This is a genomic window from Pseudomonas sp. FIP_A4 (genome assembly GCF_036701605.1).
GTDB classification, from domain to species: Bacteria; Pseudomonadota; Gammaproteobacteria; order Pseudomonadales; family Pseudomonadaceae; genus Stutzerimonas; species Stutzerimonas phenolilytica.
This window is the reverse complement of the sequence record NZ_JAYDXP010000122.1, coordinates 311,246-332,209: the sequence shown is the minus strand read 5'-3', so window position 1 is coordinate 332,209 and position 20,964 is coordinate 311,246. Positions and strand designations below refer to the sequence as shown.

The window sequence follows — 20,964 nt, the reverse complement described above, 5'->3', positions numbered from 1 at the left end:
TCTAGCGGGGGCGTTTCAGACGCCTCGCCGCCGCGGCGGATGTCGCTGTGGGGTTATTCGTCGAACTCTTCCCAGCCACCCATTTCCCGCCAGCGGTTGACGATCCCACAGAACAGTTCGGCCGTCTTCTCGGTGTCGTAGCGTGCCGAGTGTGCCTCGCGCCCGTCGAAATCGATCCCGGCAGCCTGGCAGGCCTTGGCCAGTACGGTTTGGCCGTAGGCAAGGCCGGCGAGCGTGGCGGTGTCGAAGCTGGAAAATGGATGGAACGGGTTGCGCTTGATATCGCAGCGGGCGATCGCGGCGTTAAGGAAGCCCAGGTCGAAGCTGCTGTTGTGACCGACCAGAATCGCCCGCTTGCAGCCACTGGACTTCACTGCCTTGCGCACGTTGCGGAAGATCTCGTGCAGCGCGTGGTCTTCACTGACTGCCATGCGCAACGGGTGATCGAGCTTGATGCCGGTGAATTCCAATGCTGCCGGCTCGATGTTGGCGCCGGCGAACGGTTCGACGCGAAAGAACTGCGTCTCCTGCGGATAGAGCAGGCCCTGCTCATCCATGCCGATGGTCACCGCAGCGATTTCCAGCAAGGCGTCGGTGGCGCAGTTGAAACCGCCGCACTCGACGTCGATGACGACGGGCAGGAAGCCGCGGAAGCGGCGCGCCATTGGCGAACGAGGGCGGCCCGGCTGGTTGGTGTCCAGTTCGTCGTCGAAATGCTCGTCGCTCATCGGCTTGCCTCCAGGCGCCAGCGCAGGATTTCCCCGGCGCGCAGCGGAATCAGCTGCTGCTCGCCGAACGGCAGGCTGGCCGGCATTTCCCAGGCGTCGCGCACTAGGGTGATCTGATCGGTGTTGCGCGGCAGGCCGTAGAAGTCGGCGCCGAAGTGGCTGGCGAAGGCTTCCAGCCGGTCCAGCGCGTTGCGCTGTTCGAAGGCCTCGGCATACAGCTCGATGGCCGCATGCGCGGTATAGCAGCCTGCGCAGCCACAGGCGGATTCTTTGGCGTGCTGGGCATGTGGCGCCGAATCGGTGCCGAGGAAGAACTTCCGATTGCCGCTGGTAGCGGCATCTAGCAGTGCTTCCTGATGCACGTTGCGCTTCAGAATGGGCAGGCAGAAGAAATGTGGGCGAATGCCGCCGACCAGCATGTGGTTGCGGTTATACAGCAGGTGGTGGGCGGTGATGGTGGCGCCGACATTGGCCCCGGCCGCCTCGACGAACTGCACGGCATCACGCGTGGTGATGTGCTCGAACACTACCTTCAGCTGCGGGAAGCGCTCGGTCACACGGCTCAGCTGCTCGTCGATGAAATGCTTCTCGCGGTCGAATATGTCGATTTCGCTGCGCGTCACCTCGCCGTGCACGAGCAGAGGCAGGCCGACCTCGGCCATCGTTTCCAATACCGGGAAGATGTTGTCGATCCGCGTCACGCCCGATGCCGAGTTGGTCGTGGCGCCGGCAGGGTAGAGCTTGGCCGCGTGCACGAAGCCGCTGGCCTTGGCGGCGCGCACGTCTTCGGCGCTGGTGCTGTCGGTGAGGTAGAGCACCATCAGGGGCTCGAAGCGACTGCCGTCCGGGCGGACGGCGAGGATACGCTGGCGATAGGCGGCGGCTTCATCGGCGTTGCGTACTGGCGGCACCAGGTTGGGCATGATGATCGCGCGGGCGAACTGGCGCGCGGCGTCGGCCACGGTGTGCGATAGCACCGCGCCGTCGCGCAGGTGGATATGCCAGTCGTCGGGGCGCAGCAGGGTGATTCGGTCGGACATGCGGGTTTCCTGGCGGGTGAAACGTGCGCGAATGCTACCGGAAAAGCCTGCCGGCGGCACGTGTCGCGCCCGGGAGTCCGGAGCGTGCGCGGGCGGTAGCGACTCAAGTTTTGTGGCATCGCTCCGATACCCCGGAGGAATGCGTTCTCTCCGGAGTTTCCCGTGCGCCTGCGTCCGCTCGTGCTGTGCTGCCTGTTGGCCTCCCCGGCCGACGCTATCACCTTCCAGACCCGTCTGGAGCGGGTGCAATGGCATGTCGAGGGGGATCAGTTCGAGTGCCGCCTGAGCCAGCCGATCGCCGGTTTCGGCAGCGGGCAGTTCGTCCGGCGCGCCGGCGAGGAGGCGATCTTCCGTCTGCAGTCCCCGCAACGCTGGCTGGGCGCGGGGGCGGCCACGCTCTATGCGGCCGCGGCGCCCTGGCAGCCGGCGCGAGGCGATATCAACCTGGGCGTGGTATCGGTCGGTGGCGGGGAGATTCCGTTCAACAGCTCGCATCTGCAGGCCGGACGCCTGCTCAGCGGGCTGCTCGAAGGCCGTAGCCCGGTCGTGCGTCACCGCACCCTGCACGGCGGCGAAACGCTGGAGGTGCGCCTGCTGCCGGCGCGATTCGCCAAGGCGTACGAAGACTATCGCGCGTGCGCGGCCAAGCTGCTGCCGGTCAACTACGATCAGGTGCGCCAGTCGCAGGTCGGTTTTCCGTCCGGCGACGTGGTGCTGGACGATGTCGCTCGGGCCAAGCTGGACATCATCCTGCAGTTCCTCAAGGCCGATCCCAGCGTCAATCGCATCGTGCTCGACGGGCATTCGGACAACAGCGGCAACCGCCTGACCAATCGCGATCTGTCGCGCAGAAGGGCGGTGGCGGTCCAGGAGTACTTGCAGGCCAACGGCGTGCCGGAGGCGCAGATTACCCTCCGCTTTCATGGCGAGCGCTATCCGCTGGTACGCAACGACAGCGCCGCGGCACGGGCGAAGAATCGCCGCGTGACGCTGCGTCTGGAGCGCGAACCGGTCAGCGAGACCGCAGCGACGGCGCCGACGACACCGGCTAGCTGAGGCGCGCGCCCCTGTAAATACAGCCCCGTGATCGGTAGAATCCACGGTTTTCCGTACAACCGTGGAGCTGATGGCATGGCGGACGTTAAGAAGGTGGTTCTGGCCTATTCCGGTGGCCTGGACACCTCGGTGATTCTCAAGTGGCTGCAAGACACCTACAACTGTGAAGTGGTGACCTTCACTGCCGATCTGGGCCAGGGTGAGGAAGTCGAGCCGGCTCGCGCCAAGGCACAGGCGATGGGCGTCAAGGAAATCTACATCGACGACCTGCGCGAAGAATTCGTCCGCGACTTCGTGTTCCCGATGTTCCGCGCCAACACAATCTACGAAGGCGAATACCTGCTGGGCACCTCCATTGCCCGTCCGCTGATCGCCAAGCGCCTGATCGAGATCGCCAACGAGACCGGCGCCGACGCCATCTCTCATGGCGCCACCGGTAAGGGCAACGACCAGGTGCGTTTCGAGCTGGGCGCCTATGCGCTCAAGCCGGGCGTGCAGGTGATCGCGCCCTGGCGCGAGTGGGGCCTGACTTCCCGTGAAACGCTGATGGCCTACGCCGAAAAGGCGAAGATCCCGGTCGATTTCGCCAAGGCCGGCAAGAAGTCCCCGTACTCCATGGACGCCAACCTGCTGCACATCTCCTATGAAGGCGGCGTGCTGGAAGACACCTGGACCGAGCACGAGGAAGACATGTGGCGCTGGTCCGTCTCCCCAGAGAAGGCGCCTGACGTTCCCACCTACATCGAACTGACCTACCGCAAGGGCGACATCGTCGCCATCGACGGCGTCGAGATGACCCCGGCCACCGTGCTGGCCAAGCTGAACGAGATCGGCGGCGCCAACGGCATCGGTCGCCTGGACATCGTGGAAAACCGCTATGTGGGCATGAAGTCCCGCGGCTGCTACGAAACCCCCGGCGGCACCATCATGATGAAGGCCCACCGCGCCATCGAGTCGATCACCCTGGACCGCGAAGTCGCTCACCTGAAGGATGAGCTGATGCCCAAGTACGCCAGCCTGATCTACAACGGCTACTGGTGGAGCCCCGAGCGCCAGATGCTGCAGACCATGATCGACGCCTCCCAGGAACACGTGAACGGCGTGGTGCGCCTGAAGCTGTACAAGGGCAACGTCATCATCACCGGCCGCAAATCCGACGACAGCCTGTTCGACACCCGCATCTCCACCTTCGAGGACGATGCCGGCGCCTACAACCAGGCCGACGCCGGTGGCTTCATCAAGCTGAACGCCCTGCGCATGCGCATCGCCGCTGGCAAAGGCCGTTCGCCGCTCTGATAAGCTGCGCGGACCCGAGCCTGACCCGACCCCGGCCCTGCGCCGGGGTCTTGCTTTATGCACCGTATCTGCGAGGAGAACCTACCCATGAGACTGCTGCATACCATGCTGCGCGTTGGCGACATGGACAAATCCATCGCCTTCTATACCGAAGTGCTGGGCATGACGCTGCTGCGCCGCAAGGATTACCCGGATGGCCAGTTCACCCTGGCGTTCGTCGGCTATGGCGACGAGGCGCATAACAGCGTGATCGAGCTGACGCAGAACTGGGGAGTGGAGCATTACGCGCTGGGCGATGGCTACGGCCATATCGCCCTGGAGGTCGAAGATGTCTACAAGGCCTGCGAGGACATTCGTGCCCGTGGTGGCAAGGTCACCCGTGAGCCGGGGCCGATGAAGCATGGCTCGAGCATCCTGGCGTTCATCGAGGATCCGGACGGCTACAAGATCGAGCTGCTCTCGCCGCAGCGCCGCGACTGACCTTCTACAGGTCGAAATCGAAGTCGTTGAGCTGCTTCTGCAGGCGTCGCTCTTCTAGCAGGTTGTCGATGATGCGGCGCTTGGTCAGGTTGGTCTTGGCGACTTCGGCAGGGGCATCGGTGGTTTCGTCGTCGTCTTCGGCGATGAAATCGTCTTCGATCTGGATATCTTCTTTCTCGGCCACGTGTTCACTCCAAGGCTACTGGGCGCTTTGGCGCACCTTATAGCGGCAAAACCGGGCTCGGTAAAAAAGATTTTTTCAATCGTGACAGAAGAATTTATCAGGTGAACTTAATCGTCTGAGGTCTTGTACTTGTATTCGCACAGGTCCTCGATACGACAGCTCCCACACTGCGGTTTGCGAGCTTTGCAGACATAGCGACCATGCAGGATCAGCCAGTGGTGGGCGTCGAGCAGATACTCCTTGGGCACGAACTTGATCAGCTTGCGCTCGACCTCCAGCACGTTCTTGCCTGGCGCGATGCCGGTGCGGTTGCTGACGCGAAAGATGTGCGTATCAACCGCCATCGTGAACTGGCGAAAGGCCGTGTTGAGCACCACGTTGGCGGTCTTGCGACCCACGCCCGGCAGCGCCTCGAGGTCTTCGCGATTGTCCGGCACCTGGCTGCCGTGCTTTTCCACCAGAATCCGGCAGGTCTCGATGACGTTCTTTGCCTTGCTCGGATACAGACCGATGGTCTTGATGTACTCGCAGAGCCCGTCATAGCCGAGGGCGTAGATCGCTTCCGGGGTATTGGCTACCGGAAACAGCCGAGCGGTGGCCTTGTTCACCCCGACATCGGTCGCCTGCGCCGAAAGAATCACAGCGATCAGCAGCTCGAACGGTGTGCTGTACGCCAGCTCGGTCTTGGGCTCGGGGTTGTCTTCGTGCAGGCGTCGGAAGATCTCCCGGCGTTTTGTGGCATTCATTCACGCAGCTTCATTCGATGACCCCGGTGACACGCACCCGCCGGCTCGCTGCGGCGACCTTCGGTTCGCGCGCCGCGGCGCGGGCGGCGAGTTGTTCGTCGATGCGGTTCTTCAGCGCGATCAGCAGGCCCAGCACGATGAAGGCGCCGGGCGGTAGAATCGCCAGCAGGAAACCCTGGTAGTCCTTGATCAGCGTGATCTGCCAGTTGGCCGCCAGCGGGCCGAGCAGCAGCTGCATGTTGGCGAACAGCGCGCCTGTACCAAGCAGTTCGCGGATGCTGCCGAGCACCACCAGCACCAGACAGAAACCCAGGCCCATCACCAGTCCGTCGTAGCCGGCCACCAGCGGCTTGTGCTTGGCGGCGAAGCCGTCGGCGCGGCCAAGGATGATGCAGTTGGTGGTGATCAGCGGGATGAAGATACCCAGAATCTGGTACAGCTCGTAGGTGAAGGCCTGCATCAGCAGCTCGATGCAGGTGGTCAGTGCGGCGATGATCATCACGAAGGCCGGCAGGCGCACGGCGGTATTCACCACGCCGCGTACCAGCGATACGGCAATGTTCGAGCAGGCCAGCACGAGCATGGTCGCCAGCCCCAGGCCCAGCGCGTTAACGGCCGAGTTGCTCACGCCCAGCAGCGGGCACAAGCCCAGCAGCTGTACCAGGCCGGGGTTATTTTTCCACAGTCCGTTGAGGGTCAGTTCGCGGTAGCTGGGTGTGCTCATGGCGTGCTCCCTTGCGGCGTGACGGCCGGCTCGCGGGCACGCAGCTCGTCGCTGGTTGCCGTGCCGGCGCGCGAGTGGATGGTGGTGGCGGGCTGGTCAACCGGAGCGGCCGCGGCGTCCGCAGCGGTATCGGTGCCCTGCAGCAGTTCGCTCTTGTGCGCATCGAAGTACTGCAGCGCGCGATGCACCGCACCGACCACGGCGCGCGGGGTGATGGTGGCGCCGGCGAACTGGTCGAAGTCGCCTCGATCCTTCTTCACTGCCCAGCCCGCTTCGTCGGGGTCGCTCAGCGACTTGCCGGCAAAGGCATGGATCCAGTTGCTTTTTGCCAGCTCGATCTTGTCGCCCAGGCCCGGGGTTTCCCGGTGGCTGAGGACGCGTACGCCAGCCAGGCGGCCGTCGGCGAGCACCCCGACCAGCAGGCGGATGGCGCCGCTGTAGCCGTCTGGCGCGGTGGCCTGGAGAATGACCGCAACCGGCTGGCCATCCTTGCGGGCGATGTAGGCGGGCAGCGGCTGGCGGTTGCCCAGCAGCCGATCATGCACCTCGACCACGTTGTCGAGCAGATGATTGTCGTAGCTGCCCGGGGGCAGGATCTCGCCGAGCGCGCGAACCTGCGCCTCGCGCTCGGCGGCCTGAATGCGTTCGGCGGTGCCCTGCTGCAGCAGTGTGACGGTGCCCACGGTGACGATGGCGAACAGGCCGAGTACGGCGGCGTTCTTCAGCATCGAGCGGCTGATTTCCGGAAGCATCATGTCATTCGCCCAGCTTGAAGCCGCGCTCGGCCTTGCGATGGCCATAGGTGCGCGGGCGCGTGTAGTAGTCGATCGTCGGCGCCGCGAGGTTCATCAGCAGCACGGCAAAAGCGACGCCATCCGGATAGCCGCCCCAGGCGCGGATCACATACACCAGGACGCCGACGCCGGCACCGAAGATCAGTCGGCCCCGGGTGCTGGTGGCGCCGCTCACCGGGTCGGTGACGATGAAGAAGGCGCCGAGCATGGTGGCGCCGCTGAGCAGGTGGAACAGCGGCGAGCCGTGGCTGTCGGAGCCGGCGCCGTTCCAGAACAGCAGGCTCATCAGCGCCAGCGCGCCGAGCATGCCGACCGGTGCGTGCCAGCTGAACAATCGCCGATGCAGAAGAAACAGGCCGCTCGCGAGGAAGGCGAGATTGACCACCTCCGAGCCGATGCCGCCGAAATGCCCGAAGGCGGGGTTGCGCCACAACTCCTCGATGGTCAGCCGGTTGTTGAGTTTGAGCACGTCCAGCGCGGTGGCCTGGCTCCAGCCGTCGGGCAGCGAACCGATACCGAGTATCTGCCGCAATCCATCCAGAAGGCCGACGCCATGGGGCACCGGCCAGGTGGTCATCTCCACTGGGAAGGAAATCAGCGCGACTACGTAACCGACCATCGCCGGGTTGAAGGGGTTCTGCCCCAGCCCGCCATACAACTGCTTGCCGAAGACGATGGCGATGCCAGTGGCGATGAGCGTCAGCCACCAGGGAGAGTAGGGTGGCAGCGCCAGCGCCAGCAGCACGGCGGTGACCAGTGCGCTGCCATCGCGCAGGAAGAAGCGCACCGGACGGCCGCGCAGCTGGAGGACGGCCGCTTCGCAGGCCAGTGCCACTGCGCTGGCCCAGCACAGGTTGATCAGCGTGCCGGCGCCGTACAGCCAGGTCAGGGCAATCACGCCGGGCAGCGTCGCGGCGAGCACCAGCAGCATAACGCGCTGGGTGCGGTTGCCGCCCTGGGCATGGGGCGATGTGATGCGGGGCAGGGCCATTGGTGCTGTGGTTCCTGTGGTTTTGTGCGGTGGCGCCGCTGCCGGCGCGACCATGAGGGTGTGTTTGGTGCGGCCTCGTCAGCCGTCCATGTGCTCGGCCAGGCGTCGCTCGGCGGCCTGCAGACGGGCGCGTGCCGATTCCAGACTGGCTGCGGCGCTGGCCGGGTCGCGTTCGAGCTTGCGCAGGTCGGCGCGGGCAAACGCCACGTTGGTCTTCAATTCGCGCAAGCGTTCGTCGACGCCCGGTTTGCTGGTGCGTAACAGGACCGGTGCGGGCTTTCCGGAGTCTGCCTCGGCGGCATGCAGGGCCTGCTCGGCGGCAGCGAGGGCGTCGCGCAGGCGGGCCAGCTCAGCATCCGCGCAGCCCGCCTGTTCGGCTTTCTTCAGCTCGGCGCGCTTGAGTGCTAGTTCGATCTTGGCTTTCTTCAGCGCCTCGTCGCCCGCGGGTTTGGCGGGTGCGCTGGGCGTGGCGCTTTCAGCTTCCGCCAGGGCCGTCTCGGCTGCGTGCAGCTGCTGGCGCAGGCGGGCGAGTTCGGCCTGCTGGTCGTCGTCCGGGGCTTCGATTTTTTCCAGCTTGCGAATCTGTGCCCGGAGCATCGCGGCTTCGATCTTGGCTTTCTTCAGCGCCTCGTCGCCTGCGGGGCTGGCGGGTGCGCTGGGCGCGGCGCTTGCGGATGCGGCCAGGGCCGTCTCGGCCGCGTGCAGCTGCTGACGCAGGCGAGCCAGTTCGGCCTGCTGGTCGTCGTCCGGGGCTTCGATTTTTTCCAGCTTGCGAATCTGCGCCCGGAGCATCGCGGCTTCGATCTTGGCTTTCTTCAGGGCCTCGTCGCCTGCGGGGCTGGCGGGTGCGCTGGGCGCGGCGCTTTCAGCTTCCGCCAGGGCCGTCTCGGCTGCGTGCAGCTGCTGGCGCAGGCGGGCGAGTTCGGTCTGCTGGTCGTCGTCCGGGGCTTCGATTTTTTCCAGCTTGCGAATCTGCGCCCGGAGCATCGCGGCCTCGATCTTGGCTTTTTTCAGCGCTTCGTCCCCCGCGGGCTGGGGCGCAGCCGGCGGTACGGCAGCGGCCAGCGCCCGTTGTGCGGCTTCGGCGGCTTGCCGCAGTTCAGCTACCTGCGCCTGCAGTTCCTCAGTGGCGTGTGCCGCCAGCTGTTTTTCGGCCTTCTTCAGCGCGACCTGGGCCAGACTGGCCTCGATCTTCAGGCGCTTCTGCTCGTCGCTCAACGGGCTGCTCTTGCCGGCGACAGCATCGTCCTGTGCTGGCGCTCCGGCGGGCGGCGTCTGCGCTGCCTTGGCGCGTGCGGCTTTCTCGGCGCGGGCCTTGCGCTCTGCTTCCTTGTGCTCCTCGGCTCGGCGCAAGCGCTCCTGGCGCATCTCGAAGCGCTGCTTGGAGTGTTCGGCCTTCTGCTGCTTGAGCTCCAGCTCGCGGATTTCCGCCTTGGCCGCCCGGTAGTACTGCACCAAGGGAATGCTCGATGGGCAGACGTAGGCGCAGGCGCCGCATTCGATGCAGTCGAACAGGTTGTGCGCGCGCAGCTGCGCATGCTCGTGGCCGAGCGCGAAGAAGTGCAGCTGCTGCGGCAGCAGGCTGGCGGGACAGGCTTCGGCACACTCGCCACAGCGAATGCATGGCAGCGCCGGCGCGGGCGGCGGCAGCTCGGCGGCCGTGACGGCCAGCAAGCAATTGGTGGTCTTGATCAGCGGCACGTCGAGACTGGGCAAGGTGAAACCCATCATCGGGCCGCCCATGAGCAGGCGGTCGAGGCGGGACGCGTCGAGCCCGGCGAACTCCAGCAGTTCGCGCACCGGCGTGCCGATCAGCGCCTCGACGTTCATCGGGCGAGCCAGCGCTTCGCCGGTGAGCGTGGTGACACGTGAGATCAGCGGTTTGCCGAGCAGCACCGCGTCGTGGATGGCCACGCAGGTGCCGACGTTCTGGCAGAGCATGCCGATGTCCGCCGGCAGGCCGCCGCTGGGCACCTCCTCGCCAGTGAGGATCTGGATCAGCTGTTTCTCGCCGCCCGACGGATACTTGGTCGGGAACACCTTGACGGTGAATGGTCGCTCACCGACCGCCGCGCGCACGGCGGCGATGGCCTCGGGTTTGTTGTCCTCGATGCCGATGAGGATCGTCTCGGGTCCGATCAGATAGGCAAGAATCTCGATCCCGGCCACCAGTTGTTCGGCCTGCTCGCGCATCAGCAGGTCGTCGGCGGTGATGTACGGCTCGCATTCGGTGCCGTTGATGATCAGGGTGTGAATTTTCTGCGTGGTGCGTGCGCCCAGTTTGACTGCGGCGGGAAAGCCCGCGCCGCCAAGACCGCTGACGCCGGCCTGGCGGATGATTTCAAGCAGCACGGCGGGCTCGACAGAGCGGTAATGCGGCTGCGGATGCAGTTCGGTCCACTGCTCCAGGCCGTCGCTGTCGATGACGATTGCGGTGCTGGGCAGGCCGGATGCGTGCGGGTAAGGCTGTGGGCCGATGAAACTGACCACGCCCGAAGTCGGTGCATGCACTGGCGCGCTGATCAGGCCTGCAGCATCGGCGATCTTCTGCCCCTTGAGTACGCGCTCGCCGAGCTGCACGCACGGCTCGGCCGGTGCGCCGAGGTGCTGCGCCAGCGGCACGATCAGCCGCTTGGGCAGCGGCGCCGGCTGGATCGACGTGCGGTTGGACAGCGCCTTGTGCTCGGCCGGGTGAATGCCGCCGGGAATGTCCCAGACTTTCGTGGCATCCGCATGGCTTGTGCGTGCTACGCCCGCGTCGTTCTTCGCCGTGACACTCATGCGGCCTGCTCCCGATCCGTGCCGATCAGCTGGCCGGGCGCCAGCGGCTGATCCCATTTCCAGCTTTGCAGGTTGCTGCCCAGTTCGATCATGTCGATGCAATCCACCGGACAGGGCTCGACGCACAGGTCGCAGCCGGTGCATTCGCTGACGATCACCGTATGCATCTGCCGCGCCGCGCCGACGATGGCGTCCACCGGGCAGGCCTGGATGCACTTGGTGCAGCCGATGCACTCGGCCTCGCGGATAAAGGCAACCATCTGCGGTTTCTCGCCGCCTTCAGCGTCCAGCGGCTCGGCTTCGACGTCCAGCAGGTCGGCCAGTGCCTGGATGGTCGCTTCGCCGCCGGGCGGGCATTTATTGATCTTGTCGCCGGCGGCAATCGCCTCGGCGTAGGGCTTGCAGCCGGGATAGCCGCACTGGCCGCACTGGGTCTGTGGCAACAGGGCGTTGATCTGTTCGGCGATGGGGTCGCCCTCGACGCGAAAGCGCACTGCGGCGAAGCCGAGAATCGCACCGCACGCCAGACAGAGCGCCAGCAGGGCGAGAACCGCCACGAGCACCAGGCTCATAGCTTGATCAGCCCGGTGAAGCCCATGAACGCCAGCGACATCAGGCCGGCGGTGATCAGGCCGATGGAGGCGCCCTGGAACGACCGGGGCACGTCGGCGATGGCGATGCGCTCACGCATGGCGGCGAACAGCACCAGCACCAGTGAGAAGCCGAGCCCGGCGGCGAACCCGTTGACGGTGGCGGTCAGGAAGGTGAACTCGCTCTTGTTGGCGTTGAGCAGGGCGACGCCGAGCACGATGCAGTTGGTGGTGATCAGCGGCAGGAAGATCCCTAGCACGCGATAGAGCAGCGGGCTGGTCTTGTTAACCACCATTTCGGTGAACTGCACCACCACCGCGATCACCAGAATGAAACTGATGGTTCGCAGAAACTCCAGATCCAGCGGCTTGAGCACATACTGCTGCACGAGGTAACTGCACATCGCCGCCAGTGTGAGCACGAAGGTGGTCGCCAGGGACAGGCCGATGGCGGTCTCGATCTTCTTCGAGACGCCCATGAACGGGCATAGACCGAGAAACTGTACCAGTACAAAATTGTTGACCAGGATGGCGCTAACCATGATCAGGGCGAGTTCGGTCATCAGAAGTTCCGTCGCGCGCTGCGGAGCCATGAGGCTGAAGGGCCGCTATTATCGGGAAGCCACCGCAGGCAAACAAGCTGCGACTGGCCGTCGCGGTGGCGAACACGTCTATCGCGACGTACTGCCCGTCCGCATTCGGAGACCGCCGGCCGCCGGCCGCGGTCAAACCGACGGATGGGTGCCATGCGCTTCGGAGGTGACAGATGAACATTCGTGTCATGTTGCTCCTGTGCAGTCTGGTGTGGCTGGCGCCAGCGCAGGCCGATCGTGGCAATCGCGTGTGGGCGCCAGCGGACACGCCAATCCATCGCGGCGATGTGCCGCCGTATCGTTACGAGCCCCGCAGTCCGTATCCGTATTACCCGCGTCATCAGCCCAATCTGCCCCCGCGCTATCAGGGGCAGTTGCCGCCGCGCTATTACCAGCGGCATTGGGAAACGGGGCGGCCGTACTACTGGCAGGATCGGCATTACCAGCAGCGGCCGCCGTTGATCCGCGACGGGCGCGACTATCGCTCGCTGCAGCAGCGCCGCTACGACTATCGCCATCGCTACGAGCGCTACTGAACGCGCCGCGTGGGTATTAGCGATTACGCCAGCGTGGCTCTCGCTCTTCCAGGTACGCGTTGATGCCCTCCAGCGTGTCCTCGGCCTCGAACAGTTCGACGAAGGCTTCACGCTCGGCGGCCGCGAAGGTATTCGGCAGACGCTGGCGAGCGCCATTGATCAAGGGTTTGATCGCGCGGATTGCCACCGGGCTCTGGCGGGCGATGCGAGCCGCCAGCAGCAGGGCATGTCCACGTGATTCGCCGGACTCTGCGAGCTGCTCGACCAGGCCGATGCGCAGTGCCGTTTCGGCGGTGATGCGTTCCCCACAAAGAACCATCCGCTTGGCCCAGCCTTCGCCGACCAGCCACGCCAGTGCCTGGGTGCCGCCTGCGCAGGGCAGCAGGCCGACCGCCGCGTCCGGCAGGCCGAGCTGCGCATGTTGTTCGGCGATGCGTAGGTCACAGGCCAGCGCGCATTCCAGCCCGGCGCCGAGCGCGAAACCGTTGATCGCCGCGATGGTGACACCGCGAAAGTCACGCAGCGCCTCGAAGGCCTCGCCGAAGCGGCGCGCCATTTCCCGGGCGCGCAGGCGGTCGCCGTCGGCGAACAGCTGTAGGTCGGCACCGGCGCTGAAGAATTCGGCACCCCGGCCGGTAATCACCAGCGCATAGATGGCGTCGTCATGGTCGAGATGCTCGATCAGCAGCTTGAGGCCGATCAGCGATTCGCGATCCCAGGTATTGGCCGGCGGATGGTTGATAGTGATGAGGGCGGTGTGACCGTGCTTTTCCACGGTCAGTTTGTGGGTCAGGTCGAAGACCCCGGACTGATACGGTTCGAGTGCGGTGCTCATGTGGTCGTCCTCGGCGATGCCCGCCGGCATGCGCAGCGGGGCGGCTACTATCAAGGCAGCGAGGAGCGCGAGTCGTCGGCAGCCCGTCCGCTAAGGGCGGGCCGCCTGTGCTGGCAACCCGCTTCCGAGGTGCTTACTGCAGGGCGTTGGCCTGTCCGGCGCTGCGCCGCTCTTCCTGCCATTGGGCAAGTGTAGGCGCTGCCTGGTCGCCATCGAGGCGATGGACGATCTCGAAGTAGTCCTGCTTGAAACGGTCCCTGAGCACTTCCTCGCGCGGCTTGACGCGTACGGCATACACCGTCTGCACGTTCTGGTGATCGAAGCTGCGCCAGTGCTGCTCATCCTTGAGTAATTTGTAGTGATGGTTTTCCAGCGCGGCGATCACCGACTCGCTGGCAAGGCTGCGGGCACGCGTGACGGCGTCGGCCCATTGATGCACGATGCTGTATGCCGAGGCGGCGGAGCTGGACGGATGGGTCTGGTAGCGCTCGTCGAAGTTGCGAACGAAGGCCTGCCCGCGTTCGGAGCCCTCCAGTTCGGGAACGCGCCAGGTCCAAGGCTCGGTGCCAAGGACGCCGCGCATGATGTCCGGGCCGGCGAGCTCGACCATGCTCTGGGTCAGGTTGGGCACGGCGATCTGCATCTTGGTGTTCAGGCCGAGTTCATCGGCGATGCGCATGGCGCGCACCAGATCCTCGCCGAACAGTACGAGCACCAGCACTTCGGTGTCACTGCTGGCCGCCTGCTGCAGGGCCTTGCGATAGTCGGACAGCCGGGCGCCGGGGAAGGCGGTCTTCACCCCAGGGTGCTTGTTCTGGTCAGTGGTGCCGGTGGCCTGGCGCAGCGAACTTTCGCTGGTGTGGCCCCAGGTGTAATCGGAGGTGACGTAGAAATAGCGTTTTCCCGGCAGATTCTGGTTGAGGTATTGCCCCAGCACCTGAGCGCTCATCCAGGCGTTGTTGCACTCGCGGAACATATAGCGATGGCCGTCCTTGCCGGTCGTGTCGTTGGAGTAGGTCAGGGTGCCGAAGTACAGCAGGCCATGTTCCTTGGCACGCTTGCTGGCAGCGATGGCAACGGCGCTGGACACCCCGCCGAAGAGCATCGCGACGCCTTCGTCGGCCATCTTGTCGACGTTGGCGACAGCCTTTTCCGGGCGCGAGGCGCTGTTGCGGCTGATCAGCTCCAGCGGACGACCAAGCACGCCGCCGCGGGCATTGATTTCGTCGATGGCCAGCAGCGCGCCGCGCATCTGGGCGAGGCCCTCTTCCTTGTAGCTGCCGGTGCGGGGGTAGTTCAGACCCAGTTTGATGGGATCGGCTGCCTGGACCGCAGCGCAGCAGCTCAGCATGAGCGCCAGGAGGGTAGTCCGTTTCATCGCGGGAGTTCCTTGCTTACTTGTTATGGTTGTTGGCAATTGCCGCTTTTTACTCCGACGTGGAACGGGCGTCATTACCTCGGGGAAGCTTCGCGGCCGCCAATGTGACTGCGGCAGCATTTTGATGGCGTTTCGACTTTCGCCTTGTTGACCCGGCGCAACGCATCGGTTGGAGACGGCGCTGGGGTTTGCGTTGACAGCGCGCCGCGGCTTTTCTAGGGTGCGGCAGCTCCGTCGCAAGCAAAGGTGAACCGATGACCCAGGACGATCGAATCAAGCTCGAACCGAGCTGGCGGGATGCGCTGCGTGAGGAGTTCGATCAGCCTTATATGCATGAGCTGTCTGCTTTCCTGCGTCGTGAGAAAGCGGCTGGCAAGGTCATCTACCCACCCGGGCCGCTGATTTTCAATGCGCTGAATTCGACGCCGCTGGAGCGGGTCGAGGTGGTCATCCTCGGACAGGATCCCTACCACGGGCCCGGCCAGGCCCACGGGCTGTGCTTCTCGGTGCAGCCGGGCGTTGCGCCGCCACCGTCGCTGCAGAACATTTTCAAGGAGCTCAAGCGTGATCTGAACATTGATCCGCCGGGTCACGGCTATCTTCAGCATTGGGCGGATCAGGGGGTGCTGATGCTCAATACCTCGCTGACCGTGGAGCAGGGCAATGCCGGCTCGCATGCCGGCGCTGGCTGGCAGCGCTTCACCGATCGGGTCATCGAGGTGGTGAGCGAGCGGCGGCCGCATCTGGTGTTTCTGCTCTGGGGTGCGCATGCGCAGAGCAAGGCGCGGCTGATCGACCCAACCCGCCATCTGATTCTCAAGTCGGCGCACCCTTCGCCGCTCTCGGCGCATCGCGGTTTTCTGGGTAATGGCCATTTCAGCCGCACCAACCAGTTTCTCCGGCAGCACGGCATGCAGCCGATCGACTGGCAGCTGCCCGCGCAGGTCTAGCGCGGACAGCTCGGTTCCGCTTACTGAAGCATGCTCATCGCCGCGTCCATTGCGGCCGAGAGGTCCTCGTCTTCCTGGAGCAGGGTGCTTGGGTCCAGGCCGAGCTTGGTGAACGCCGGAATCTGGCTCCAGTCCAGCTGCGTGTAGGGGTGATTGTTGCCCAGGTAGCTTTGCAGTGTGGCGACTTGCACGATGTCGACATAGTCGACCGTCAGCGAGTTTCGGGTGAAATCGCTGTATTGGCCGGGCACGATCGCGATCGGCTCGCGAAAGTCCCAGGCGCGCAGGATCTTTTCGCCAAGCAAGGGATGGATGCGGTCGATCACATGATTGAGGCTGATGGAATCGGCCATCAGTTCGCCGTGCTCCTCGGCATAGGTGAGGATGGGCAGGATGCCGATCTGGTGCACGAGGCCCGCCAGCGTCGCCTGATCAGGCAGCAGGCGCGTGTAGTGCCGGCACAGCACGTGGCTGATGGCCGCCACCTCCGTGCTCTTGTTCCAGACTTCCCGCATCTTGCGATCGACCACATCGGTCGTGGCCTGAAACATCTGCTCCATGGCCAGGCCCGTGGCGAGGTTGCAGGTGTAATTGATGCCCAGGCGGCTGATCGCCATCTGCAGATCGGTGATCTCGCGATTGGTGCGCAGCAGCGGGCTGTTGACCACCTTGATGATGCGAGCGGTCAGCGCAGCGTCGTTGCCGATCACCTTGCTCAGCGCGAGGATGCTGACGTCCGGGTCTTCTGCGGCTTCGCGCACCTGCAACGCCACTTCTGGCAGCGTCGGAAGAATCAGTTCGTCGTTCTCGATGGCGTGGGTCAGTTCGCGTTGAACCTTGTCGGCGAGGGTGCTCATGCGATTCCTTCAGTCGTGGAGTGCTGCGTCATGGCCAGCCGCGATGTGCTGTCGGCCGTGTGACCGCCGTTTATACGGGCTTCAGCGCTGGATTTCCTGGTCGGCGTTCAAGGTGTAGGGAAGGTCAAGCAGATTCAGCGGTATGCCATCGGGCGAACCGAGGAAGATGCGGCCGTCTGCGATGGCGTCTTCCTGGACCACCGCCAGCAGTTCCATGCCATTTCCGGCGGCTGCCGCCAACACGACTTCGCCCACGCTCGAGCCGTGCACTGGCGAGAACAGTTCGACGCCTGCGGCTGGCAGTTCGCTCTGCGCGCCTTCCGCGGCAAGGCGATACAGCCTGCGTTTGAGCTTGCCGAGGTATTGCATGCGCGCAACGATTTCTTGTCCGGTGTAACAGCCTTTCTTAAAGCTGACCCCGCCCAATGCCTGCAGATTGATCATCTGCGGAATGAACAGCTCGCGCGTGGTCCCGAAGACCTGGCCCACGCCGGCGCGAATCTGGTCGAGCAGCCAGCGCTGGAGCGGGGCTTCGGCAAGCTGGGCACCTAGACGCAGGCGGACCTGCTCGGCATCCTGCGCCTTGCACCACAGCTCGGCACGTCCGTCGGCCAGACGCAGCGCAATCAGACCATTGCCGCGTACCACCTGATCGGCGGTCTGGGGCAACTCGAGCCCGAGGCCGACCAAGGCGCCGTCTCCCTGGCTCAGGCCGAAGCGACACCAGAGCGCACTTTCATCGCTCAGTTGCGACTTGGAAAATACTGCGTACTTGCCGAGATCGGCGAGTTGCGGCTGCAGCAGCTCGCTGGCCATCGCCAGCAGCAGGCCATCACCTTCGGCCAGAATGCGAAAGCTCGACTGCATCCGCCCCTTCGGGGTGCAGCGGGCGCCGAGGCTGGAGGTGGCGTGATCGAGATAGTTGAGGTTGCAGGTCAGCTGACCCTGCAAGAACTTGCTGGCGTCTGGGCCGCGTACGGCAAGGACGCCTTCATGCGACAGGACGCAAAAATAGGCTGTGTCGGTCATGGTCGGTCGCCGTGAGAAATCCGGGCGGCCATCATAGCAGGCGGCCGCGAAAAGGCAGCCGCCCCGCAACGGCCGCGGTGTACGAATAGACGGTCGTCGGCGTGCCGCTTGCCGACGGCTGTCGCTATAATGCCGGCCCCCTACGAAGGAGCCGTCGCATGGTCGATCAATCTGAACTCAACCGCCTGTTCTGGCAGAGCCGTCGCGGCATGCTCGAGCTGGACGTGCTGCTGGTGCCATTCGTCAAGGAAGTCTATCCGGGGCTGGATGAGGCGGATCAGCAGCGCTATCGCAAGCTGTTGAGCTGCGAGGATCAGGATCTGTTCGGCTGGTTCATGCAGCGGGGCGAGCCCGAGGATGAGGATCTGCGCCGCATGGTTCGCATGATCCTTGATCGTGTCCAGCCGCAGTAAGGCGCCCTTCGAGTGCCACTGGCAGGCGTCGCGCCTGCTGCTGGGACTCTATCTGTTGCTACAGGGGCTGGCGCTGGTCGGTGTCGGGCTGTCCGCGGCGCCGCTGTCGCTCAAGACTCTGTTGTGGATGTTCAGCGCCGCGCATGCGGGGTGGGTCCTGCCAAGGTCCATTCTGCTGAACAGTCCTGCCGCCTGGCGCGGGCTGCGCCACGATGATGATGGCTGGAGCCTGTGGTCGAAGCGCACCGGCTGGCAGCCGATCCAGTTGCGCCCCGACAGCCTGGCATTGCCGATTGCGATAGTGCTGCGTTTTCGTCTGCCGGGGCAGCGCGTCACCCGTGGTCTCTGCATTGCGCGCGATGCGCTGCCGGCGGGGGACCACCGGCGGTTACGGGTGCGGCTGAAGTTCAGTCGCAATAGGTGGGCGGCTGCAGAATAGTATCGACCGCCACCGGCAGTTGCTCGGGGTAGTCCAAGGTGAAGTGCAGGCCGCGGCTTTCCTTGCGTTGCATCGCCGAGCGAATCATCAGGTCCGCTACCAGTGCGAGGTTGCGTAGCTCCAGGAGGTCGCGGCTGACCTTATAGTTGGAATAGAACTCATCGATCTCATCCAACAGCAGCTTGACCCGATGCTGCGCGCGCATCAGGCGCTTGTTGGTGCGCACGATGCCGACGTAGTCCCACATGAAACGCCGCAGCTCGTCCCAGTTGTGCGCGATGATCACGTCCTCGTCGGAGTCGGTGACCTGGCTGGCATCCCAGGCCGGCAGGTTGCCCGCCAGCTCTATTTCCGGCAACTGGCGGAGCATGTCCTCAGCGGCCGCGCGCCCATAGACGAAGCATTCGAGCAGCGAGTTGCTCGCCATACGATTCGCCCCGTGCAGGCCGGTGAAGCTGGTTTCGCCTATCGCGTACAGTCCCGGAATGTCGGTGCGGCCATGCTGGTCGACCACCACGCCGCCGCAGGTGTAATGCGCGGCTGGAACCACCGGGATGGCCTGGCGGGTGATGTCGATGCCGTACGTCAGGCAGCGTTCGTAGACCGTCGGGAAGTGGCCGCGGATGAAGTCGGCCGGTTTGTGGCTGATGTCCAGGTAGACACAGTCGATGCCAAGGCGTTTCATCTCGTGGTCTATCGCACGGGCCACGATATCGCGTGGCGCCAGTTCCTCGCGCGGATCGAAGCGCGGCATGAAGCGTTCGCCGTTGGGCAGCTTGAGCAGCGCCCCCTCGCCGCGCAGTGCTTCGGTGATCAGGAAGCTCTTGGCCTGGGGGTGGTATAGGCAGGTCGGATGGAACTGGTTGAACTCCAGATTGCCCACTCGGCAACCCGCGCGCCAGGCCATGGCGATGCCGTCGCCACAGGCGCTGTCGGGGTTGCTGGTATACAGGTACACCTTCGCGGCGCCGCCGGTGGCCAGGGCGACGAAGCGGGCCTGGAAGGTCTCCACTTCACCGCTGTTGCGGTTCAGCACGTACGCGCCGAGGCAGTGCTTGCCGGCAAGACCCAGCTTGCGCTCGGTGATCAGGTCCACCGCGACGCGCTGCTGCAGCAATTCGATATTGCTTCGGGCCTGCGCGCGAGTCAGCAGGGTATTGAAGATGGCAGCGCCGGTGGCATCGGCAGCGTGGATGATGCGCCGATGGCTGTGGCCTCCCTCGCGCGTCAGGTGGAACTCGAAGCTGCCATCCTCGCGGTCCGGCGTGTCGTCACGAGTAAAAGGTACACCCTGCTCGATGAGCCACTTGATAGCGTCGCGGCTGTGCTCGACGGTGAAACGCACAGCCTCTTCGCGACACAGTCCTCCGCCCGCCACCAGCGTATCGGCGACGTGGGATTCCACCGTGTCGGTGTCATCCAGTACGGCGGCAACTCCGCCCTGGGCCCAATAGGTCGATCCGTTGGCAAGGTCGCCCTTGCTGAGCACGGCGATGCGCAAATGGCTTGGCAGGTTCAGCGCCAGCGTCAGGCCGGCGGCCCCGCTGCCGATGACTAGTACGTCGTACCGATGATGGTGGCTCATGAGCGAGTTCCGCGGAGAAATCGTTTCGTAGTATATAGAGCGAGGCCCGCGACGAGACAGTGGCCGGATTTATATGTTGCTGAGTCAGTGGAACTTTTTCGGGTCCGATTCGCTCAATAAATAGTTGTGGATGCAGACCGGACTCTTGGTGCACGACAGTCCGGTCTGCCAGGGACACCAGGGCGGCATAGACCGCGAATTTCGATTGCGACACCAGGGTGCAATCGCCGTCAGGTATTGCAGGATAGCTTGCTAGTAGGGGGAGAACTTTTGCGTAGAGCCCGTGTCTATTCTGGCAGGTCGGTTTGCTGGTGTGAGCGATACCCCTTCGGTAGAACGGAGGCGTATACATGCTGACCCAGGAGCAGGACCAGCAGCTGGTTGAGCGAGTGCAGCGGGGCGACAAGCGAGCGTTCGATCTCCTTGTGCTGAAGTACCAGCACAAGATTCTTGGTCTGATCGTGCGTTTCGTCCATGACTCTCATGAGGCCCAAGATGTGGCGCAAGAGGCTTTCATCAAAGCCTATCGTGCACTCGCAAATTTCCGCGGTGACAGTGCGTTCTATACGTGGCTGTATCGCATCGCCATCAACACGGCGAAGAACCATCTGGTGGCGCGTGGCAGACGTCCGCCGGACAGTGATGTGAGTTCCGAAGATGCCGAGTTTTACGAAGGCGATCACGCCCTGAAGGATATCGAGTCTCCCGAACGCTCGCTGCTTCGGGACGAAATCGAAGATACGGTACATCGGACCATTCAATTGCTTCCCGAAGATTTGCGCACCGCTCTAACGTTGCGTGAATTTGATGGTCTTAGTTACGAGGACATCGCGAGCGTGATGCAGTGTCCCGTAGGAACGGTGCGCTCTCGGATTTTTCGGGCGCGCGAAGCCATAGATAAAGCGTTGCAACCCTTGTTGCATGAGTCCTGAGACAGCG

23 protein-coding genes are annotated in these 20,964 nt (G+C 64.3%); 8 read left to right on the top strand and 15 right to left on the bottom strand.

What is annotated here, in order from left to right:
• Positions 1-53: 53 nt before the first annotated feature.
• Both rnt and pyrC read right to left on the bottom strand, forming a co-directional pair.
• Positions 54-728 (bottom strand): ribonuclease T, encoded by a 675-nt coding sequence (rnt, locus tag U8L64_RS11660; protein ID WP_009867781.1) that lies wholly within the window; start codon positions 726-728, stop codon positions 54-56.
• Positions 725-1,768 (bottom strand): dihydroorotase, encoded by a 1,044-nt coding sequence (gene pyrC / locus U8L64_RS11655; RefSeq protein ID WP_333397503.1) that lies wholly within the window; start codon positions 1,766-1,768, stop codon positions 725-727. Before pyrC ends, rnt begins: the two co-directional genes overlap by 4 nt.
• A gap of 162 nt (positions 1,769-1,930) precedes the next feature.
• On the opposite strand from pyrC, the gene U8L64_RS11650 reads away from it, so the two are divergent.
• The 3 genes from U8L64_RS11650 to gloA all read left to right on the top strand — a co-directional run bounded on the left by U8L64_RS11650 (position 1,931) and on the right by gloA (position 4,600).
• Positions 1,931-2,824 (top strand): flagellar protein MotY, encoded by an 894-nt coding sequence (locus U8L64_RS11650; RefSeq protein ID WP_054093674.1) that lies wholly within the window; start codon positions 1,931-1,933, stop codon positions 2,822-2,824.
• Between the two features lie 75 nt (positions 2,825-2,899).
• A complete protein-coding gene (locus U8L64_RS11645) occupies positions 2,900-4,120 on the top strand; it encodes an argininosuccinate synthase (RefSeq protein WP_333397500.1) in 1,221 nt (406 codons plus the stop codon).
• Between the two features lie 87 nt (positions 4,121-4,207).
• The gene (gene gloA / locus U8L64_RS11640) at positions 4,208-4,600 is read left to right on the top strand and encodes a lactoylglutathione lyase (protein ID WP_003287095.1); all 393 of its coding nucleotides are present in this window, start codon (positions 4,208-4,210) and stop codon (positions 4,598-4,600) included.
• A gap of 4 nt (positions 4,601-4,604) precedes the next feature.
• Here gloA and U8L64_RS11635 read toward each other — a convergent pair whose 3' ends face one another.
• From U8L64_RS11635 to rsxA, 8 genes are all read right to left on the bottom strand, one after another.
• Positions 4,605-4,784, bottom strand: a complete 180-nt coding sequence (locus U8L64_RS11635) for a PA3496 family putative envelope integrity protein (protein WP_003287094.1) — start codon at positions 4,782-4,784, stop codon at positions 4,605-4,607.
• A gap of 107 nt (positions 4,785-4,891) precedes the next feature.
• On the bottom strand, positions 4,892-5,530 hold the full coding sequence (gene nth, locus U8L64_RS11630; protein WP_333397496.1) for an endonuclease III: 639 nt from the start codon (positions 5,528-5,530) through the stop codon (positions 4,892-4,894).
• Between the two features lie 10 nt (positions 5,531-5,540).
• Positions 5,541-6,254, bottom strand: a complete 714-nt coding sequence (locus U8L64_RS11625) for an electron transport complex subunit E (RefSeq protein ID WP_043295923.1) — start codon at positions 6,252-6,254, stop codon at positions 5,541-5,543.
• A complete protein-coding gene (rsxG, locus tag U8L64_RS11620; protein WP_333397492.1) occupies positions 6,251-7,009 on the bottom strand; it encodes an electron transport complex subunit RsxG in 759 nt (252 codons plus the stop codon). Before rsxG ends, U8L64_RS11625 begins: the two co-directional genes overlap by 4 nt.
• A gap of 1 nt (position 7,010) precedes the next feature.
• Positions 7,011-8,039 carry an RnfABCDGE type electron transport complex subunit D gene (locus tag U8L64_RS11615; RefSeq protein WP_156716355.1) on the bottom strand — a complete coding sequence of 343 codons (1,029 nt, stop codon included), beginning with the start codon at positions 8,037-8,039 and terminating at the stop codon, positions 7,011-7,013.
• A gap of 78 nt (positions 8,040-8,117) precedes the next feature.
• Positions 8,118-10,820: an electron transport complex subunit RsxC gene (gene rsxC / locus U8L64_RS11610; RefSeq protein WP_333397488.1), complete on the bottom strand. Its 2,703-nt coding sequence runs from the start codon at positions 10,818-10,820 to the stop codon at positions 8,118-8,120.
• A complete protein-coding gene (gene rsxB, locus U8L64_RS11605) occupies positions 10,817-11,392 on the bottom strand; it encodes an electron transport complex subunit RsxB (RefSeq protein WP_043295926.1) in 576 nt (191 codons plus the stop codon). The genes rsxC and rsxB overlap by 4 nt, the downstream gene beginning before the upstream one ends.
• The gene (gene rsxA, locus U8L64_RS11600) at positions 11,389-11,973 is read right to left on the bottom strand and encodes an electron transport complex subunit RsxA (RefSeq protein WP_043295927.1); all 585 of its coding nucleotides are present in this window, start codon (positions 11,971-11,973) and stop codon (positions 11,389-11,391) included. Before rsxA ends, rsxB begins: the two co-directional genes overlap by 4 nt.
• 203 nt (positions 11,974-12,176) lie before the next feature.
• Here rsxA and U8L64_RS11595 point away from each other — a divergent pair, with 203 nt between their 5' ends.
• Entirely contained in the window at positions 12,177-12,539 is a 363-nt protein-coding gene (locus tag U8L64_RS11595) for a hypothetical protein (protein ID WP_043295928.1), read from the top strand.
• 16 nt (positions 12,540-12,555) lie between these two features.
• Here U8L64_RS11595 and U8L64_RS11590 read toward each other — a convergent pair whose 3' ends face one another.
• A complete protein-coding gene (locus U8L64_RS11590) occupies positions 12,556-13,374 on the bottom strand; it encodes an enoyl-CoA hydratase (RefSeq protein ID WP_333397484.1) in 819 nt (272 codons plus the stop codon).
• Between the two features lie 133 nt (positions 13,375-13,507).
• Positions 13,508-14,752: an ABC transporter substrate-binding protein gene (locus U8L64_RS11585; protein WP_333397481.1), complete on the bottom strand. Its 1,245-nt coding sequence runs from the start codon at positions 14,750-14,752 to the stop codon at positions 13,508-13,510.
• A 254-nt stretch (positions 14,753-15,006) separates the two neighbouring features.
• Here U8L64_RS11585 and ung point away from each other — a divergent pair, with 254 nt between their 5' ends.
• Positions 15,007-15,702, top strand: a complete 696-nt coding sequence (gene ung, locus U8L64_RS11580; protein ID WP_043295930.1) for a uracil-DNA glycosylase — start codon at positions 15,007-15,009, stop codon at positions 15,700-15,702.
• A gap of 20 nt (positions 15,703-15,722) precedes the next feature.
• Here the strand turns inward: ung and U8L64_RS11575 are convergent, their stop codons facing one another.
• Together U8L64_RS11575 and ygfZ are read right to left on the bottom strand one after the other, a co-directional pair.
• Positions 15,723-16,559 carry an HDOD domain-containing protein gene (locus U8L64_RS11575; protein ID WP_333397476.1) on the bottom strand — a complete coding sequence of 279 codons (837 nt, stop codon included), beginning with the start codon at positions 16,557-16,559 and terminating at the stop codon, positions 15,723-15,725.
• 81 nt (positions 16,560-16,640) lie between these two features.
• A complete protein-coding gene (ygfZ, locus tag U8L64_RS11570; protein ID WP_333397473.1) occupies positions 16,641-17,588 on the bottom strand; it encodes a CAF17-like 4Fe-4S cluster assembly/insertion protein YgfZ in 948 nt (315 codons plus the stop codon).
• Between the two features lie 158 nt (positions 17,589-17,746).
• On the opposite strand from ygfZ, the gene U8L64_RS11565 reads away from it, so the two are divergent.
• Complete coding sequence (locus U8L64_RS11565) at positions 17,747-18,001, top strand: FAD assembly factor SdhE (protein WP_003287075.1); 255 nt, start codon at positions 17,747-17,749, stop codon at positions 17,999-18,001.
• Positions 17,985-18,440, top strand: coding sequence for a protein YgfX (locus U8L64_RS11560; RefSeq protein WP_138299397.1), 456 nt, complete (start codon positions 17,985-17,987; stop codon positions 18,438-18,440). The genes U8L64_RS11565 and U8L64_RS11560 overlap by 17 nt, the downstream gene beginning before the upstream one ends.
• Here U8L64_RS11560 and nadB read toward each other — a convergent pair.
• Positions 18,409-20,025 carry an L-aspartate oxidase gene (gene nadB, locus U8L64_RS11555; RefSeq protein ID WP_333397466.1) on the bottom strand — a complete coding sequence of 539 codons (1,617 nt, stop codon included), beginning with the start codon at positions 20,023-20,025 and terminating at the stop codon, positions 18,409-18,411. The two genes, U8L64_RS11560 and nadB, sit on opposite strands and share 32 nt — an antisense overlap.
• Positions 20,026-20,375: 350 nt before the next feature.
• On the opposite strand from nadB, the gene rpoE reads away from it, so the two are divergent.
• Positions 20,376-20,957, top strand: a complete 582-nt coding sequence (rpoE, locus tag U8L64_RS11550; protein ID WP_008566789.1) for an RNA polymerase sigma factor RpoE — start codon at positions 20,376-20,378, stop codon at positions 20,955-20,957.
• Positions 20,958-20,964: the final 7 nt, after the last annotated feature.

Bases quoted from the DNA above. Each gene is read 5' to 3' on its own strand.
- nadB (WP_333397466.1), bottom strand. From the start codon at position 20,025: ATGAGCCACCATCATCGGTACGACGTACTAGTCATCGGCAGCGGGGCC.
- ygfZ (WP_333397473.1), bottom strand. From the start codon at position 17,588: ATGACCGACACAGCCTATTTTTGCGTCCTGTCGCATGAAGGCGTCCTT.
- U8L64_RS11645 (WP_333397500.1), top strand. From the start codon at position 2,900: ATGGCGGACGTTAAGAAGGTGGTTCTGGCCTATTCCGGTGGCCTGGAC.
- rsxG (WP_333397492.1), bottom strand. From the start codon at position 7,009: ATGATGCTTCCGGAAATCAGCCGCTCGATGCTGAAGAACGCCGCCGTA.
- rsxB (WP_043295926.1), bottom strand. From the start codon at position 11,392: ATGAGCCTGGTGCTCGTGGCGGTTCTCGCCCTGCTGGCGCTCTGTCTG.
- U8L64_RS11565 (WP_003287075.1), top strand. From the start codon at position 17,747: ATGGTCGATCAATCTGAACTCAACCGCCTGTTCTGGCAGAGCCGTCGC.
- pyrC (WP_333397503.1), bottom strand. From the start codon at position 1,768: ATGTCCGACCGAATCACCCTGCTGCGCCCCGACGACTGGCATATCCAC.
- rsxA (WP_043295927.1), bottom strand. From the start codon at position 11,973: ATGACCGAACTCGCCCTGATCATGGTTAGCGCCATCCTGGTCAACAAT.
- U8L64_RS11625 (WP_043295923.1), bottom strand. From the start codon at position 6,254: ATGAGCACACCCAGCTACCGCGAACTGACCCTCAACGGACTGTGGAAA.
- U8L64_RS11575 (WP_333397476.1), bottom strand. From the start codon at position 16,559: ATGAGCACCCTCGCCGACAAGGTTCAACGCGAACTGACCCACGCCATC.
- rsxC (WP_333397488.1), bottom strand. From the start codon at position 10,820: ATGAGTGTCACGGCGAAGAACGACGCGGGCGTAGCACGCACAAGCCAT.
- U8L64_RS11585 (WP_333397481.1), bottom strand. From the start codon at position 14,752: ATGAAACGGACTACCCTCCTGGCGCTCATGCTGAGCTGCTGCGCTGCG.
- U8L64_RS11615 (WP_156716355.1), bottom strand. From the start codon at position 8,039: ATGGCCCTGCCCCGCATCACATCGCCCCATGCCCAGGGCGGCAACCGC.
- nth (WP_333397496.1), bottom strand. From the start codon at position 5,530: ATGAATGCCACAAAACGCCGGGAGATCTTCCGACGCCTGCACGAAGAC.
- U8L64_RS11590 (WP_333397484.1), bottom strand. From the start codon at position 13,374: ATGAGCACCGCACTCGAACCGTATCAGTCCGGGGTCTTCGACCTGACC.
- rpoE (WP_008566789.1), top strand. From the start codon at position 20,376: ATGCTGACCCAGGAGCAGGACCAGCAGCTGGTTGAGCGAGTGCAGCGG.
- ung (WP_043295930.1), top strand. From the start codon at position 15,007: ATGACCCAGGACGATCGAATCAAGCTCGAACCGAGCTGGCGGGATGCG.
- rnt (WP_009867781.1), bottom strand. From the start codon at position 728: ATGAGCGACGAGCATTTCGACGACGAACTGGACACCAACCAGCCGGGC.
- U8L64_RS11595 (WP_043295928.1), top strand. From the start codon at position 12,177: ATGAACATTCGTGTCATGTTGCTCCTGTGCAGTCTGGTGTGGCTGGCG.
- gloA (WP_003287095.1), top strand. From the start codon at position 4,208: ATGAGACTGCTGCATACCATGCTGCGCGTTGGCGACATGGACAAATCC.